General features: G+C 38.6%; 12 protein-coding genes. 7 read left to right on the top strand and 5 right to left on the bottom strand.

Annotated elements, in window-relative coordinates; translation table 11 throughout:
- The first annotated feature begins 139 nt into the window (after positions 1-139).
- The 5 genes from AB1444_05930 (at position 140) to AB1444_05910 (ending at position 6,707) form a co-directional block, all read left to right on the top strand.
- The gene (locus tag AB1444_05930) at positions 140-814 is read left to right on the top strand and encodes a hypothetical protein (GenBank protein MEW6526194.1); all 675 of its coding nucleotides are present in this window, start codon (positions 140-142) and stop codon (positions 812-814) included.
- A gap of 11 nt (positions 815-825) precedes the next feature.
- On the top strand, positions 826-2,868 hold the full coding sequence (locus tag AB1444_05925; GenBank protein ID MEW6526193.1) for an ATP-binding protein: 2,043 nt from the start codon (positions 826-828) through the stop codon (positions 2,866-2,868).
- Positions 2,869-2,995: 127 nt separating this feature from the next.
- Positions 2,996-3,355, top strand: a complete 360-nt coding sequence (locus tag AB1444_05920; protein MEW6526192.1) for a response regulator — start codon at positions 2,996-2,998, stop codon at positions 3,353-3,355.
- The gene (gene glgC / locus AB1444_05915; GenBank protein ID MEW6526191.1) at positions 3,356-4,576 is read left to right on the top strand and encodes a glucose-1-phosphate adenylyltransferase; all 1,221 of its coding nucleotides are present in this window, start codon (positions 3,356-3,358) and stop codon (positions 4,574-4,576) included.
- A gap of 73 nt (positions 4,577-4,649) precedes the next feature.
- A complete protein-coding gene (locus AB1444_05910) occupies positions 4,650-6,707 on the top strand; it encodes an alpha-amylase/4-alpha-glucanotransferase domain-containing protein (GenBank protein MEW6526190.1) in 2,058 nt (685 codons plus the stop codon).
- 97 nt (positions 6,708-6,804) lie between these two features.
- Here the strand turns inward: AB1444_05910 and AB1444_05905 are convergent, their stop codons facing one another.
- Positions 6,805-7,176, bottom strand: coding sequence for a hypothetical protein (locus AB1444_05905; GenBank protein MEW6526189.1), 372 nt, complete (start codon positions 7,174-7,176; stop codon positions 6,805-6,807).
- A 411-nt stretch (positions 7,177-7,587) separates the two neighbouring features.
- Positions 7,588-8,808, bottom strand: a complete 1,221-nt coding sequence (locus tag AB1444_05900) for a hypothetical protein (protein ID MEW6526188.1) — start codon at positions 8,806-8,808, stop codon at positions 7,588-7,590.
- A gap of 252 nt (positions 8,809-9,060) precedes the next feature.
- On the opposite strand from AB1444_05900, the gene AB1444_05895 reads away from it, so the two are divergent.
- Complete coding sequence (locus AB1444_05895) at positions 9,061-11,178, top strand: heterodisulfide reductase-related iron-sulfur binding cluster (protein ID MEW6526187.1); 2,118 nt, start codon at positions 9,061-9,063, stop codon at positions 11,176-11,178.
- Between the two features lie 51 nt (positions 11,179-11,229).
- On the opposite strand, the gene AB1444_05890 is transcribed toward AB1444_05895, so the two are convergent.
- From AB1444_05890 to AB1444_05880, 3 genes are read right to left on the bottom strand one after another with little or no spacing between them, the layout of a single operon-like run.
- A complete protein-coding gene (locus AB1444_05890; protein MEW6526186.1) occupies positions 11,230-11,754 on the bottom strand; it encodes a gamma carbonic anhydrase family protein in 525 nt (174 codons plus the stop codon).
- A 25-nt stretch (positions 11,755-11,779) separates the two neighbouring features.
- The gene (locus AB1444_05885; protein MEW6526185.1) at positions 11,780-12,721 is read right to left on the bottom strand and encodes a site-2 protease family protein; all 942 of its coding nucleotides are present in this window, start codon (positions 12,719-12,721) and stop codon (positions 11,780-11,782) included.
- A 2-nt stretch (positions 12,722-12,723) separates the two neighbouring features.
- A complete protein-coding gene (locus AB1444_05880; GenBank protein MEW6526184.1) occupies positions 12,724-14,865 on the bottom strand; it encodes an acetate--CoA ligase family protein in 2,142 nt (713 codons plus the stop codon).
- A gap of 220 nt (positions 14,866-15,085) precedes the next feature.
- Here AB1444_05880 and AB1444_05875 point away from each other — a divergent pair, with 220 nt between their 5' ends.
- Entirely contained in the window at positions 15,086-15,850 is a 765-nt protein-coding gene (locus AB1444_05875) for an SDR family oxidoreductase (protein MEW6526183.1), read from the top strand.
- Positions 15,851-15,856: the final 6 nt, after the last annotated feature.

Raw genomic sequence — 15,856 nt, 5'->3', positions numbered from 1 at the left:
TGTATACTATATTATATTTTGTTCATATTTCTACATTTAGAAATAATTAATGTAATAAAATAGTCAATCTAAAATATTTGTGGCTGTTTTTATTTATTTTCATTGAAAAAATTATTATCATTGTATATAGTCCAATGCTATGGAAGAGCAGAAGCAGTTAAATATATTACGGATAGGTATTGCAAGTCTTCCCGAACTGGAAGAGCTGGTAAAAGCATTCCGCCTGATGAATCAGTATTCAAGGCGGAGGCGATTTGTCGTTTCGCGAGAGGAATTAAAGGATATCTATGGGAACATTATTGTTGAAAAAGCACATGATATAAATATATCAGTTGTAAAATTGCTGCAACGTAATTTCAAACCTGATACAGAGTTTAAAATATTTAGCTCAGATGAAGGCATTGCTATTGTAACCAATACTGAATCACCCAATGCAAAAGAATTCTCTTTGCAGCTTATTACTACCATTGAAGGAATTGGAGGAGGAATCTATAAACCATTTATTGAGACCGTTCCAGGATTCTATGAACTTTTCAAACTATTTGAAAAAGGTCTTTCACCAAAATTAGTTGTGGTTGGCTATATACCAGTAAAACAAGTTGCTCAGGAAGTATCCATGTATAATGAAATAAAAAAATATGACCCCTATATCAGAATACTTGATATTACGCATGATGAATTAAAACCAAAATCATTTTTAAAAGGGGCTGTAACCTTTCATTTTGACAATGCCCATAAAGTATGGCAAAGATTTTTAACCAAACTAATTCAGGAATATACTAAGCCATATTTCATGGAAGAAATCACAAAATAAGCAACGATGATATGAACGATAAGCTTTTACAATTTTCTGCTATTACCCTATTTATAATAGTTATTGTAGTTGCAATGACTATCTCTTTAGTAATATACTTTATTAACCCGCATTCGTGGATTTTCTATTTAAGTATTGTCTGCACTACTTTACTAATTTTTCTTTTTATCTATATCAGGATAATACATAAAATTCTATTCATTGATAAAATTGAAAAATTACATGCAATTGTTGAAAACTTTAAAAAAGGCGAATTTCACCACAAAGTTGGCCAAATAGATGGTGATGATCCTTTTGCAAAAATATATAGTGAGCTGTTATCTGCTTCAAAGAATCTGGAAAACATTATTAAATCCCAGAAAAGCGAAATAGAGAAGTTACGCGAGCTGTATACCAATATGATGTTTTCCATGAATGCCTATATTGTTGTACTTGATGTACACAATACAATCCTTTTTACCAATGACTTATTTTTAAAGAAATTTCAATACACACCACAGGAGGTATCAGGTAAAAATATTACTGAACTTTTTTATTTTTTAACAGGGACTGTGCTACAAGCCATTGAAGAGATAAAAAAAACTCATGAATCCATTGTTTTGGAAAAAGCCCACCTGATTTCAAATAACCGTATTACCGTTATTGCTGACATCAAATTGTCATATATGATTTCCAATAATGATCCACAGATAATTATGGTAATGGATGATGTTACCAGTAAAACAAAGCGTGATTATCAGATTTCACTTATTACCAGACTATCAGAAAAAATACAGAAAGATGATGTGCTTGACCATGTACTACGGACTATATTAACTGCCGTAACATCAGGGACAGGGCTTGGATTTAATCGCGCAATGCTTTTTTTGAAAGATGAAAAGAATAATGTTTTGTATGGTAGAATGGCAGTTGGTCCTGATACTCTTGAAGAGGCATTTGCCATCTGGAGCAGTTTAAGCCCACAAAAGGACAAGGAGATATTAAGCCGCGGCGCAAATGGGGATGATGCCCATGGTCAATTACTGAAAGAAAAAGTTGCATCGACGTCATTCGATTTGAATGAAGAAACAATTTTTACTGAAGCATTTAAAACCGGCGAAACAATTCATGTGTATGATGCATACCATGATCCCCGTGTTAATGATGAAATCAGGGCTTTCATTGATGTGAATGAATTTGTGATTGTTCCTCTTATTGCTTTGAATAAAACAATAGGCATTGTTATAGCTGATAATAAATTCAATCAGATGCCAATTACCCAGGATAGTGTGGACCTTTTAACGGTATTTGCATATCAGGCTGCGTTATCAATAGAAAGCTATAACAGCCTTGACCTCCTCAAAAAGGAGATGGAAAAAATAAAGCAACGTCAGGAGGCCATTGTCGAATCTGAAAAACTGGCAGCTATCGGTCGTATAGCATCACATATAGCACATGAAATCCGCAACCCCCTTGTGACTGTTGGTGGGTATTCTCGCAGAATATTACAGAATATCAGCCAGAACCCACCCGATGTACAGAAAATAAAAAAAGCAGCACAGATTATAATGACCGAAACAGAACGTCTTGAAAAAATTCTTGCCAATGTTATGGACTTTACACGTCCGTCCCCATTTTTGCTAAAGTTTAATAATATCAACGATATAATCAAAGACACAGCATCCCTGCTTTCCAATCTCTTCCAGGAACGGCGCGTGGAGCTATCGCTGCAACTTCAGGATGTACCTTTAATCAAATCAGATTTTAATCAGATGAAGCAGGTTATGCTCAACCTATTGCAAAATGCCCTTGATGCAACGCAGCCTTACGGTGTAGTGGAAGTTAAGACATATGCAGATGACCGATATGTCTATGTTGATGTCAGCGATACCGGGACAGGAATAGATGAGGAAAACATGAACATAATCTTTGAGCCATTCTATACAACCAAGACAACCGGTGTGGGATTGGGCCTTGCTATTGTAAAAAAAATTGTAGCTGACCACAATGGTGAAATAAAAGTAGCTAACAGGGAAAGAGGAGCAGTGTTTACAATTTCAATACCATTGCCATAATGCATCCTTTACAGGTCATTTAGTGCTGGAGGTAAACAGTTCATTAATAATATGTATATAAAAAATGTTTTTGATTTTTTATATAAATAGTGTACATTACATAGTAGAAAAACATCAGGAGGTTGCTATGAAAAAAATACTTATTGTTGAAGATGAGCAGCATCAGCGCGAGCTGTATGCAATGGAGCTTCAGGAAGAAGGATATGAAGTTGATCAGGCAGCAAATGGTAAGGAAGCTGTTGATAAAGTCAAAGCAAATAAATATGATTGTGTGGTGCTTGACATCCGCATGCCTGAGATGGATGGCATAGAAGCTTTAGGGAAGATCCTTTCCCGTGACAAAAAAGTTCCCATTATTATTTATACTGCATATTCCAACTATAAAAGCAACTTCATGACCTGGACAGCAGATGCTTACATTACAAAATCATCAAATTTAAAAGAACTCAAAGACAAAATCAAAGAACTGGTATCAACTCGAAGCTAAATGGAACTACAGCAAGCACTAAAAAAAACACTTACTTTCATCCTTGCAGGCGGTCAGGGTGAACGGTTATACCCGTTGACAAAAGACCGATCAAAACCTTCTGTGCATTTTGCAGGCACCTATCGTATCATTGATTTTTCATTAAGTAATTGTCTCAACTCAGACTTAAGCCGTATTATAGTACTCACCCAGTACAAATCACTGTCTCTTGATAGGCACATTAAGACAGCATGGAATCTGTATTTCCGGGAATCGGGAAATTTTGTTGATGTGGTACCGCCACAGCAGCGATATGACGAAAACTGGTATCTGGGCACTGCAGATGCCATATTCCAGAATATCTACATCATTGAACATGAAAAGCCGCATTATACATTAATCCTCTCCGGCGATCATATCTACAAAATGGATTATCGTAAGATGCTGAAATATCATATTGAAAAAGATGCGGATATGACCATTGCCGCATGCGAAATGCCGCTTGAAGAAGCACAACGCTTTGGGGTTCTGATTACCGATAGTTCCCTAAGAGTAACTGGTTTTGAGGAAAAACCTCAAAACCCAAAACCAGTCCCCGGTAAACCTGACGTTGCATTTGTTTCCATGGGAATTTATATTTTTACCACTGAAAAATTAGTTCGGTATGTTTCGGACGACCATAAGCTCGATAGCTCAAAGGATTTTGGTAAAGATATTATTCCCCGCATTTTTTCTTCAGAGCGTGTCTTTGCGTATGACTATGTCCATAATGAAGGAGAACGCGCCTACTGGCGTGATATTGGAACTATCGCCTCATATTATGAAGCTCACAGGGACATTATTTCAGTTACCCCTATCCTTAACCTGTACGACAAAGAATGGCCTATTCGTACCTACATGGAACAGTGGCCCCCGGCAAAATTCATTCATAATGAAGAAGGTAGAAGAGGTATTGCAATAAACTCATTGGTTGCCAATGGCGCAATTATAAGCGGAGGATACGTGGAAGACTCGGTTATATCTCCAGGAGTTAAAGTTAACAGTTTCTCAGAAGTGAAGGGCAGCATCATTATGCATGGTTCTACCATTGGTCGATATGTAAAAATACGAAATGCCATCATTGATAAAGACAATCACATACCAGAACACATGCAAATTGGGTACAATCTTGAAGAGGATAAAAAACATTTTACTGTTAGCCCAGAAGGCATTGTTGTGATACCTAAAGGCTATCTGCAATAAAATTATAGCAAACCACTTTTTCCGTGATAGATTAATTGAATCCTTATGAATTGTTAGTTGGGGAGGAAATTCCGTGGAATGTAATTTTATTTTTTGCCTGCATAACCATCAGCCTGTTGGTAATTTTGATCATGTGTTTGAATGGGCATATAACGATTGTTACCGCAAAACTCTTGACCTTTTGTATCAATACCCTGAATTTAAATTTGCAATACATAATTCCGGACCCCTGCTTGAATGGATTGAACATCATGATCCAACATACTGCGACATGCTGGCACAGATGGTTAAACGCGGTCAGGTTGAGATTATTAGCGGTGGTTTCTACGAACCAATTTTTTCAATCATCAGTGAAGACGATATCCATGGCCATATCTCGCTCATGCAGAGTTTCTGTAAAAAGCGCTTTGGCACCGAACCTGTAGGGTTCTGGACAGCTGAGCGAGTATGGGACCCAGATATACCTCAGCTGGTATATGACTTTAAATTACAGTATACGCTCCTTGACGACATCCATTTCCGCTATGCAGGAATACCCGAAAGCAAATTGTATGGGTATTATATAACCGAACGTTTGTTGCGCCCCTTACGCGTTTTCCCCATAGACAAATTTTTACGCTATTCTATTCCATTTAAGCTTCCTCATGAAACAATAGATTATTTCAAACGTCAGTGTGATAAATACGGTAACTGTGCATTTGTCTATGGTGATGATGGTGAAAAATTTGGTGTTTGGCCCCACACCTATCAATGGGTCTTTGAAGAGAAATGGCTGCAGAATTTCATAGAAGCAATCTTGAAAGAAGACTTCATCACACTGATACATCCAAAAGATTATATTAAAACGCACTCGCCTATTGATAGGGTATACCTTACACAGGGAAGCTACTATGAAATGTCAGAATGGGCACTTCCTGCCGAAAGCGCTGCGGAACTTGTCAGGATACATAATGAAATAAAATCTGCCGGCAGGGAAGCAGAGTTTTATCCGTTTTTAAAGGGAGGAGTATGGAATAACTTTTTAAACAAATACCCTGAATCAAATGCCATCAATAAACGCACGCTGTATCTTTCACGGGAAATAACTACCTTAGAGATGAAAACCGGCAAAGACCTTTCACAGGCAAAACTTGAATTGTATAAAGCTCAGTGCAACTGCGCATACTGGCATGGACTCTTTGGCGGTATCTATCTTACACACCTCAGAGGCGCCCTGTATGAGCACATCCTTGCAAGTGAAGAACAGGTATGTAATGAAAAAAAATTAAAGAAACCGGAGATAGTAACCGGTGATTTCCGCAATGAAGGCTCAGAGCAGATTTTTATTCGCAACAAATCCTGTAGTATAATTATCAATCCTGCTTTAGGTGCTTCAATTTCTGAATTTAGTAACCGAACCAAAAAAGTCAATGCTTTTGATGTTATTGCCCGTCGCAAAGAAGCATATCATCAGCTATTGGCTGAGCTTAATGAAGATGAGCTAAATAATGATACTGTTAAATCCATTCATGATATGGTAACGGTGAAAGAAAAAGGCCTCAAGCGCTATCTTGTATATGACAGCTCTCGGCGATATTCATGTAAGGAGCTTTTATTTTCAGCCATGCCTTCTGCAGATGAGCTTATGTTTAACTCCCTGCACTATACTGATTGCTCGCAATACCCCTATATGTATGCAATACATAATAATAGTATTATAAGCGATAGTTCCAGTAATGCATTACCATCAATAAGAAAAACTATTCATGTTCATGATACTGATCCTGCCATATCCATTCACTATGACATTAGTGGGTTTAACGGTGTTGTGGGCATAGAATGTAATGTCAATATGCGTGCACCTCACGTGAAGGAGTGTCACTACATTGTTGAAGGTATGGCTGAAGAGGAATCGTATCTGGACAGCGTAGGACAGATGAACAACATTACCCGCTATGCAATTGCTGATACCATTCGGGATGTAACATTCAGTGTCCAGGCAAGTAGCCCCTCTACCTTTTTGCGATACCCGTTATATACTATTTCACAGTCGGATTCGGGGTTTGAGAAAAATTTCCAGGGAAGCTGTGTTATTTTGTGTTTTGAAGTTACTGAAACTCTGGAACTGGATCTCATATTATCTCTGGAATAATTGTATAAACATCATTAGATGTATCAATCTTCCCTAGGTAGTGTAAATACAGTATAACACAATGCATGTATTGTTGTTATATGAAAAGTACAATATATTAATTTTGTTTTTCTTTTTCCTCTTTGCTCATTTCCTGCAACACTTCTTTTTGAACCTGCTGATAATGCTTAGGGGAATTGACAACCAGCGTAGTAAAGATATACTCATCTTTATGCTGCATAAGTGCGTTTACATGGGCTACTAAATCCTTTATCTCAAAATCAGATCGGACAACTTTTCGGTTTATATCATTAGAAACTATCTCCTTTATAAAATTGTAATGGGCTTTCACAAATTCTATAGCATGTTCTTTTTCAGGTGTGCCAGCATTATAATTTGCCAGGGCTTTGACAATATTATCGCTGGTTAAAATAGATGCTATTTCATCCATAACCAGAATACGTTCAGGTTGCTTTTCTTGCATATCCATCAAAAGCTCCTACAAAAATATTGTATGATCTTCATCACAACAGTATGTGATGCAATATATTTGCTGCGTTCTATCTTCTTAATATTACTGATACTTAAAACAAAATGTCAACAAAAATTAAGAGGGTGTCCCAAAACAAACAGTGGGGCTATCAATGAAGCGAGTGCAAAGTCATTGCGAGCGTAGCGCTTGCACTGAGTGCTTCGACGAGCTCAGCAACCACTTGTCGAAGTGAAGCAATCTCAATACTACGAAAAGCAAGATTGCTTCGTCGCTGACGCTCCTCGCAATGACAGGAAAATGGATTGCCACGGAACTTCGATCTTGCAATGACAAGACGGCAAAAGTCATTGCAAAGAGGTGCCTTTTGGGGCACCTCTCTGTAGAAATTGTATTGTGTAATGCATCAGATTACATTTTCTGCACAACCATCATAATTTTATTTGGGTAGGATTCTTTAATCTCTATCTTGAATCCAATACTATTTGCTTTGCCAACAAGTTCATCAGCAAGATCAGTTGTTTTTCCCGCAAACTCAACATCTATCTTTGACTGTTTTCCCGCCTGTCCCCTTACGTAAACTTTCTGGATACCTCGTATTCTGTTCTGCAAAATATCCCTGAATTTTGTAAGACCATTGTAGTCCAGTCCTACTATATTCAGTGTAATCATTCTATGCGTTGCCGCCAGTAAAAACTTTTTGGTAATCTGATTCATAAACGGTCCCGATTTAAACTTCCCGGTTTCTTCATCAGTGCTGCCTAAAATCTTTATCAGAGCACGCTGGATTGCTGTTTTAGAAGCAGTTGCATCATCTATATGAGCGCCTGGCATATTCACACTGGTAGATGCCAGGATACTGCCAGTATACACATCAATAGCCTTTAAATTAAGGATTGCCTGCTTTGATTTCATGTTTGCTGAATACTGCTTCAATACCGCTGATTGGTCAGTTGTCTTCACATCACCTACGATAATACATTCAGCTCCCACATCATCAAGGAGCAATTCCTGAACATTTCCACCCACCTGACCCTGCATTGCCTGCATCATCTTTGCTCTGTCTTTTTTTATCAACTGCTGTACAGTAGCTGCATCCACAAACTCAAAACCAGCATTCTGCATAATTTCCATCATGGTAAGTTCCGTTACGGTGAAGCCCGGTTCATTTTGCTGACCCTCAAATGTTTCACGGACCAGGATCATAAACTTTGGACGACCATAATTTTTCAATGTAGCTTCAATAGTATCATTAACAGCCTGTGGGTACACTTCACCATATATTCTTACAGTATAAGCACCTTCCTGAGAACCTTCTTTAATAACCTTCCAGTTACGCACCATCCCTGTGGATTTTGCTTCAACTATTGATTCCACCAGTGCATAATCCTCAACAATTGCACGGCCTTCGACAGTTGTACCCAACTTCATTTTAACCAGCTTATTCATAGCATCATCAATTGCCCTGTCACGTGCCAGTGCAATATCATTATCAAATATTGCAGCAAAACCATCAGCCTCGCCACACATTTCACATCCTGCTTTAGACGCTTTTTGCTGTGGTTTGGAACCACCACAGGCAACAAATGAAATAATTACCAACAACGCTATCCAAAAAACATGTCGTTTCATAGTTGAACCTCGTATTTTGTAATAATTTTTGTAGAGAGTTATATAGTAGATACTGTACAATAAATCAATGGACAAGTCAAACTATTTTTACGAATATCTGAATAAAGCCATTTCTATAATATCACTGGTTGCTAATCAATCATTCCTGAGTTACTATTTTATTTAAAATAGTGTTGACAAGGACTTCAACTATTAAAGTATTGTTGTAAAATGAATATGTGCAATCATTTTCAAGGGTAAGGAGGGTTATACATGAGCCTTTCAAGTTTATATGACCTGCCTGTCGACCAGATTACCAGGGAATCATACTTTAATGTTGGTGGCATGCATGGTTTCATGAGATGGGGTGTATATATCTTTTTAATTATCGCAGGTGTATATATTCTGTACAGTTTAATTCAACGAGTGAGAATCTGGAGAAAGGGTAAACCAGAACTGAGAACCGATTTTCACGAAAAAAGGATTATCGCACTCCTCAAATATGTCTTTTTACAGAAGAAAGTACTGAGGGAAAAATATGCAGGTATAATGCATGCTTCCCTGTTCTACGGATTTGTTGGGTTGTTCATCGTAACGTTCATCATACTTATACAGGAAGACGTTACTGAACTATTCTTCCATTTCAAATTTTTGGTGGGAGATGCTTATCTATTGTGGTCACTGGCTGGCGATGTGTTTGGCGTTGCTGTTATTGTTGGACTGGTCATGGCTTTCTGGCGCAGATATAAGGTGAAGCCAAGCCGTCTTGATACCAAGCCAATCGACACATTTGCGCTGGTACTCATTGCATTTATTATCCTTACAGGTTTTCTTAATGAGTCATTAAGAATTGCAATCACCGGCTTCCCAACATTTGAAGTCTGGTCACCTGTTGGCTATACGCTGGCTCACCTCTTTGGATGGATCAGCATCCCTACACTTGAGGTAACCCACTATATCAACTGGTGGCTTCATATGATTGGCGCTTTTACATTCATTGGGTTGATAGCAACTGATAAATTAGGCCACGTGCTTATTACCATGCTTAATGTCTACTTCCAGAATTTAGATAATGAAAGCCCAAAAACAAAATTTGCAATGCCAATCATCAGTCCCCAGGAGTTTGAAACAGCAGAGTCGTTTGGTGTGGGAACTGTTGAGCATTTTACCTGGAAACAGCTTATGGACGGTGATGCATGTACCCGTTGTGGACGCTGTCAGGACAATTGCCCGGCATATTTAACTGAAAAGCCACTATCTCCAAAAAAGATTGTCAATGATGTAAAGGCAGCAATGGATGAACGTATCCCAAAACTGCTTGTTGCTGAAGACCCCGCTACAGTTGAATCCAAAGCATTAATTGGTGAACATGTGCTGGAAGATGAAATCTGGTCATGTACTAACTGCGCTGCATGTATGGAAAACTGCCCGGTTCAGATTGAGCATGTACCAAAAATAAATGATATGCGTCGCTATCAGGTCCTCATGGAAGGTAAGATGGCTCCTGAATTGCAGACTTCATTTAGCAATATGGAAAACAACTCCAATCCTTACGGATTTGCATTTGCAGCCCGTGGTGATTGGGTCACTGAAGATTTAGGTGTTAAAACATTAGCTGAAGATCCGGATGTAGATTTTCTCTATTACGTTGGATGTGCTGCATCGTATGACAAACGTAATCAGAAAGTGGCGATAGCTCTTTGTAAGATACTGAAGGCTGCAGGATACAAAGTAGGTATCCTTGGTGCCGAAGAAGCATGTTGTGGTGATTCAGCAATGCGTGCAGGAAATGAATACCTGTTCCATTCACTGGCAGCACAAAACTTAGAAACATTTAAAAACTATGGTGTAAAAAAGATTATCACTACCTGCCCACATGGATATAACATGCTCAAGAAAGAATATCCCAAATTTGCTAAAGTGGGTGTTGATTCAAGTGGTAATCCGTTAGAAGTCAATTATGAAGTATATCATCACACAGAGGTTATCATGGATCTTATTAAATTAGGCAAGATCCGGCTGTCAAAACCTCTTAATGAAACTATCACCTATCACGATTCATGCTTCCTGGGTCGATATAATGAGATATATGACCAGCCACGAAATATAATTAAAGCTATACCTGGCACTAACTTCGTTGAAATGAGCAGAAACCACCAGCGTAGCTTCTGCTGCGGTGCTGGCGGTGCTCGTATGTGGATTGAAGAGCATTTAGGTACCCGTATTAATCAATTCAGAACAAAGGATGCACAGGCTACTGGTGCAACAAAGATTGGTACTGCATGTCCATTCTGCCTTACCATGCTTTCTGACGGTGCCAACGAGCTTGACATTCAGAATCTGCAAACATTTGATTTAGCTGAATATGTATGGGAATCAATGGAAAAATAAGAATAATGATATGAAAAAAAAGGCGTCCCTTTATGGCGACGCCTTTTTTATTTAATCTATCCTCTTGAATGATTGGGGGTACTGATAGGTCAAATCAACATATACCTGCTTGCCGGCATTCCATATATCCATATGTTTCTGTAACACATCACCTATCTCTTTTGCTGGTACTCCACCATACACTTTATAACCGGGAATTTTTTGTTTGTTTACCACCAGAGCATGTTCAGCTATAATAGCCCATTCACCTATCTCTGCATTATCACTTAATGTTGCATGCATCCCAATTACAGCATTGTCCATGATGATAGAACCGTGTATCATAACCATATGACCAACCGTTACGCGATTGCCAATCTGTACCAGTTGCATAGGACGCGCATGAATCATGCATCCTTCCTCAATGGCAGTTTCATCACCAATTATTATGGTGCCATAATCACCTCGTATAATTGCCCCAAACCCTATATAGCAGCGCTTACCAATTCTGACATCACCAATGATCTCTGCTGAAGGAGCTATCCAGGTTCCCTCTCCTATTATTGGTTTCCTCCCATTAATTTCATACAGTGGCATGTATACCTCCAAATATAAAATTTAACTATTGTCCTAAAATACTTACTGGCACCGGTATAAACGTAAGAATAAAGATGATAACACACATATACCCCATACACCGTTCCCAGATATTCAATGGCATGCCATCAGGAATATATGGATGTCCTATCATAAGCAACGTAAGGGTAAGGATAATCCATACTGCCCATCCCGGCCACAATAGTGCTAAAAAGAATAATACTACAAAAAAGACCCATCCTGCATATCGTTGCTTTTCACCAAACAATGCATAGATAATATGGCTGCCATCAAGTTGACCAATAGGCATAAGGTTTAAATTGGTAACTAAAAAACCAATCCAACCAGCCCATGCAAGAGGCGAAAGATGAACATCGCTACCGGGAGGAATGGTACCATGAATCAATTTAGTAAAGAGATAGTACAGTAATGAATCACCAAATATTGGAATAATAGCATCAGGTGCTGGTTGTGGAAGAGGTTGTACTGTAGACTGATACAGCCCGATTATGGTAATTATACAACTTAGTATAAACCCAGATATTGGCCCCATTGCACCTATATATAACAATGCTCGTTTGTCCGGTATTGGCGATTTAATGCGAATAACTGCGCCCATTGTGCCCACAATGGAAGGAAAAGGAATAAAATATGGTGGTGTTGCAATAACATTAAAATAGCGTGCAGCAAAATAATGCCCCATTTCATGAGCCATTAATATGCCTAAAAGGGAAATTGAAAACGGCAAGCCATTAATAATTATTTCCAAAAGCGTATCTCCGCCAGCAGAGCCAGCAATTGATGTTGTTAAAAATGTTGTAGCAAAAAGTATACTTATAACACCCCATTTAGGTTTGTAATCAGGTTCATAGCGAGGAAGCACCACCCTGCGTTCCATATTAAGCGCTTCTAAATAGCGTTTCAATAATAATCGAATCCGCACAGATAATGGTAATTTTATATCCATAGTTAATTATTCAATACCACCAGAGCATCAATAACAACAGGCTTACTTCCACTGATAATTATTGGGTTGCAATCTATTTCCGAAATTTCTGGATGCAACAATGGTACAGCACTCACTATGTACAGAAGATTAGCTAATGAAGATGCATCCACTTCATCTTCATTCCTGAATTTGCCTAACAGTGTTTTAGCGTGTATATCATTAAGCATCTCAAATGCATCTCGTTTTGAAAGTGGAGCCACTCTGAACGTAATATCTTTTAATGCTTCCGTAAAAATTCCTCCTAATCCAAAAAGAACAGCTTTGCCAAAGCCTTTCTGATGTATTGCTCCTGCCATGAATTCCCGTTTGCCTTCAACCAAAGGATATACTAAAATTGGTGTTTCAAAACCTGCACGCTTTTGTATTTCATTAAATGCAACTTTTGCATCTGCACTGTTTTTAATAGGCAGAATTACCAGCCCCTTTTCAGTCTTATGCATTATATCAGGATGACAGGCTTTCATTACTACAGGATATTTCAATGAATCAACAACTACATCTAATTCTTCTTTAGATCCAATAAGTGTTTCATCAGGAATTGGAATGCCATACAAAGCTAATAGTGTCTTTGCAGCATGTTCATCCAGTGCTTTCTGTTTGTTCTTCAATGCTTTTTGAATGATTGCCGAAGCCTGTGGATTGACTTCTGGCAATGCAACCTTTTCATAGGGAAGCCGCTGTGTAACTTCTTTATATCGTAATAATACTGCCAGTGCTTTTGCAGCTTTTTCCGGGCTGTCAAATACAGGCACACCTTTTTCCTGCATTGCAACTGTAAAATCATCCTGATAATCAAAAAACGATGACATAACTATTGGAATACCATACTTATAGGGAATAATACCAGGAGTATCTAGATCACTTGGTAAAAACCCCAGCACATCTTCAGGTTTATCTAAATGTAATGCCTGTTGCACGTGAGGGAATATGCATTCTATAAAACCTTTTCTAAAAGCACCATGAATACAAAGGGCATCAACCTCCCCACTCTGTATTGCAAGCTCAGGTATTTTAATTGTCAGCACATCTAAATCCAGATTGAATGTAATATCTACAGGATTTCCTGCCGGCGCATGTGGTGGTATCAATGGTTTTATTTTTTCCTGCAACTGACGGCTGAATGGAGGTACAGTAAAACCCTCCTTTTCGCAGGTGTTGGCCATTGATGTCCCCGGACCTCCTGAGTTTGTAATAATACCAACACGATTTCCTTTGAGTCTCGGCTGGGTTGCAAGCACGTGTCCGTGCATATACAGTTCCTCAACAGAATAAACTCTGATTATGCCAGCCTGCTTGAAGAGACCTTCATATAGATAATCAGGCCCTGCCATTGCACCGGTATGACTGGAACCAGCCCGTGCCCCAGCAGTAGATCCGCCAACATATTGTGCTATGACAGGTTTTTTGGGCGTAATATTTGATGCCACTTCCAGAAAACGTGGCACATCCCGAATACCTTCAATATACAGTGAAATTGCCCTGGTCTGTTCGTCATTACCCAGGAATTCAAGCGCATCAATAATTGAGATATCAGCTTCATTACCAACACTCAGTGCTTTGCTGAAGCAAATCCCGTGATGCTTCAGATACATGATTGATTGTGTTATATATGTCCCGCTTTGTGAGGCAAATCCTAATGAGCCAGGTTTTGCAGTATATGCCATTACTGTTGTATTGAGAGCTATTTCTGAATTTATTAACCCCATACAATTAGGCCCCAAAAAACGTATACCATGCTTTGCGGCAATGGCTTTAACTTCTTCTTCCAGCTTCTTTCCTTCTTCACCAACTTCTTTAAAGCCAGCACTAATAATGATTGCACGCTTAGTGCCAATTGTGCCAAATGCATCCAGTGTTGCAGGAATACCTGTAGCTGGAATTACAAATATGGCACAATCAGGAGCTTCAGGAAGATCAAGAGGGCTTTTATAAGCTTTTAACCCAAATACAAAATCTTCCTTTGGATGAACAGGAAATATTTTTCCTGTAAAGCCATCTTTCATAATACTTAAAAGGTGCATGGTAGCCATTTTTAAGGGATTGTTGCTAGCACCCACAATGGCTATTGATGAAGGATTAATGAGTTTTTCCAGCGGACCCATAATGACACCTCAATATGTTTTTTCTGCATTACGACATACTACACATATTTTGCAATATAAAAATGAATGGGTGTTATACATTTTTTTGTTAACTTTTTATACAACAAATTAATATTGTTGAATATCCCGTATCTACAGAGTACTATACTGTACAAATAACTTGACGAACATTAACCCCAATGTAGGGGTGTATACGATAATATTCAATAAGGGAGGTTTTATGAGCAAACTTACATTTGATTTAACGGGTAAAATAGCGATAGTAACTGGTGCAAGCAGAGGGATTGGCCAGGCAATAGCCCAAACATTGGCAGCGCACGGCGCTGTTGTTTACTGCACCAGCAGAAAGATTGAAGATTTAAAAAAAGTACAACAGGAAATTGAATCACAGGGTGGCAAAGCACATGCCGTTGCCTGCCATGTTGGCAAATTAGAAGATATACAGAACCTATTCAAGGTTGTGGAGGAACAATACGGTAAGCTTGATATACTGATAAATAATGCCGCAACCAATCCATTTTTTGGCGATGTTTTACATGCAACCCCGGATGCATGGGATAAAACAGTGGATGTAAACCTTAAAGGGTATTTCTTTGCAAGCCAGTATGCAGCAAATCTCATGATAAAAAATGGTGGCGGTTCCATTGTTAACGTTGCTTCTATTAATGGAATACGTCCAGCACCATTCCAGGGAATATATTCAATTACAAAAGCAGGGGTCATAGCTATGACAAAATCCTTTGCCAAAGAACTTGCCCCATTTAATGTCCGTGTGAATGCAATCCTGCCAGGTCTTACTGAAACAAAATTTTCATCGGTTATGACACAAAATCAGGAAATTTTAAATATGATTCTGCCGACAATACCAATGAAGCGTGTTGCTTCCCCTCAGGAAATGACAGGAGCAGTATTATACCTGGTTTCTGATGCTGCAAGCTATACCACAGGATCTACCATTGTCATTGATGGAGGGGCATTAGCTTAAATTTTA

The organism is Spirochaetota bacterium (genome assembly GCA_040756435.1).
GTDB lineage: Bacteria > Spirochaetota > UBA4802 > UBA4802 > UB4802 > UBA4802.
This window is presented reverse-complemented; position numbering and strand designations above follow the sequence as displayed.